Source organism: Corallococcus sp. CA053C (genome assembly GCF_003611675.1).
GTDB lineage: Bacteria > Myxococcota > Myxococcia > Myxococcales > Myxococcaceae > Corallococcus.
Window position 1 is genome coordinate 1 of record NZ_RAWA01000720.1, and the last position, 2,159, is coordinate 2,159.

1 protein-coding gene and 1 pseudogene are annotated in these 2,159 nt (G+C 70.2%); one reads left to right on the forward strand and one right to left on the reverse strand.

Translation table 11 applies throughout. The annotated features are described in order from the left end of the window. Positions 1–951 (forward strand): annotated as a pseudogene (locus D7V97_RS42540) (hypothetical protein); the annotation flags it as partial. Between the two features lie 98 nt (positions 952–1,049). On the opposite strand, the gene D7V97_RS42545 reads toward D7V97_RS42540, so the two are convergent. Continuing rightward, on the reverse strand, positions 1,050–2,159 hold a 1,110-nt coding region (locus D7V97_RS42545), incomplete at its 5' end, for a hypothetical protein (protein WP_233583604.1).

The window sequence follows — 2,159 nt, forward strand, 5'->3', positions numbered from 1 at the left end:
GTCTCCCGCCCCGCCGTGGCGGCCCCGGTGGCGACGGGCCCCTCCGCGGCGGACGTCGCGGAGCTGCGCAACCTGCGCGCGAAGGTGGCGGAGCTGCAGAGCGCGCTGGAGGACTCGCGCGGACAGGCGACGCAGGCGGAAGAGCGCGTGCAGTCGCTGGAGTCCGAACTCCAGGCGAAGACGACGGAGCTGGAGACGTCGCGCTCCAGCGTGGGCAAGAACGACAAGGACACCTTCGCGCTGCGGGACACCGTCAACAAGCGCGACAAGGAGATCCTGCGCCTCAAGTCGGAGCTGAACCAGAAGGACCAGGAGATCATCGAGCTGAAGGATCAGCACCTGGAGCTGGAGCAGAAGGCCAGCACGTCCGACGAGGAGCTGTCGCGCCGGGACGCGCAGATCAAGACGCTCACCAGCCGCACCGAGCAGCTCACCACGGAGCGCAAGCGCGTGGATCAGCAGCTCGCCACCGCCAAGGAAGAGGCCCGCGGCGCCACCGCGAAGCTGGGCACGCTCCAGGCGGAGCTGGATCAGCACCAGACCCAGGCCCAGGCGATCCAGGGTGAGGTGGAGTCCCTGCGGGCCCAGCTGAACCAGCAGGACGCGGACCTCCAGGCGGCGCGCGAGGAGGCCGAGGGCCTGCGCGCCCAGGTGGAGGCCGCCCAGCAGGAGGTGGAAGGCCTGCGCTCCCAGCTGGAGCAGGCGCAGTCGGACCTGTCCGCGCAGGGCGCCCAGGCGGCCTCGGAGGCCGAGGGGCTGCGCGGACGCATCACCGAGCTGGAGCAGGCGGCGGTGCGCAACGACGAGCGCGTGACGAAGCTCTACGCGCGCATCAAGGGCGACGAGAAGCTGCGCGAGAAGACGAAGAAGGCGCTCGCCATCGCGCAGCAGCTGCTCGACGAGCCCGGCACCTCCGTGGGCGACGAACTCGACGAGGAAGCCGCGGCCTGAGGCTTCGGCCCGGGCATTGAGGGGCCCCTTCCGGGGCTCCTGGAGCGGAGGAAGGCGCGGCATGACCGCCCTCTCCTCCTGAGCCCCCGTCCCGACCGTCAGTGACCGCCGCCCTCCTTCTTGGGGGCGGTCTTCTTCTCATGCAGCTTCTTGGCGAAGGACTGCACGGCGGCGGGCACGTTCTTGTCGCGCGCCAGGTCCTTCAGCTCCGCGTCGCGCAGCGTGTTGAGGAACTTCATGGTGACGGTGAGCGGCACCTTGGGGTTCTTCACCAGCGCGAGCTTCACCTTCTGGAGCTTCGTCCACTCGCGGTTGTTGTAGATGACGCGCAGCACGTCCTCGTTGACGGCGCGGTTGGCGGCGCTCGCGAGCACCTCGCCGTCGGTGATGCGCGGGCTGCGGATGACGGCCACGCAGACGAGCTTGTTGGTGTCGCGGATGAGGGCCGTGCGCGCTTCCTTGTTGCCCAGCGTCGCCAGCTTGATCTTCTCCGCGATGGACATCTTCATGATGCGCTGGGCGAGCGTCAGCCGCTTGCCCTCTTCCAGGGGCGCTTCGTCGTCCTTGTCCGCCGCCGTCCCCAACTCCGCGATGACCTCCTCGGCCGTGGGGCCCGGATCCGGCGGCGCCGCGGCGGCCTGCGGGCCGTAGATGCGCACCCGGGCGGCCTGCATCGCCGGCACGTCCGCGAGGATGAGGCCGCTGCGCACCGCGAAGTCGCAGATGCTGTCCACGAGCGACGCCGGGGCGCCCGGGTTGAGGCACAGGTTGCGGACGATGTCCTCGTGGCGCAGCAGGCGCAGCTGGTTCTGCGAGATGATCTCCGCCACCTTCGGGCTGCACGTCGAAGCCACCGCGGCGACGGCGTCGTCCGGCGTCTCCGAGTTGAGGACGAGCATCTCCGCGTAGGCTTCCTTGTCCTTCAACAGGCCCAGGAAGTAGCCCAGCACGGGCGGCGGCACGCCCTCGTCGCGCAGCGCGGAGCCGAGGATGCGGTCCGGCAGCCCCGCGCACGTCTTGGCCGCCGTCTCGCGGACGTTCGCCTCCGGGTCGAACGTGAGCATGAAGAGGGCGCCCAGCATGTCCGACGGGTTGAGCGGCACCAGTGACTTGGCCGCCATCATCCGCAGGGGCACGGGGGCGTTGGGGTCCACGTGCTTGCGCAGGTTGGGCGGCAGGAATTCAGCGTTGAAGGGGCAGCCCGGGGG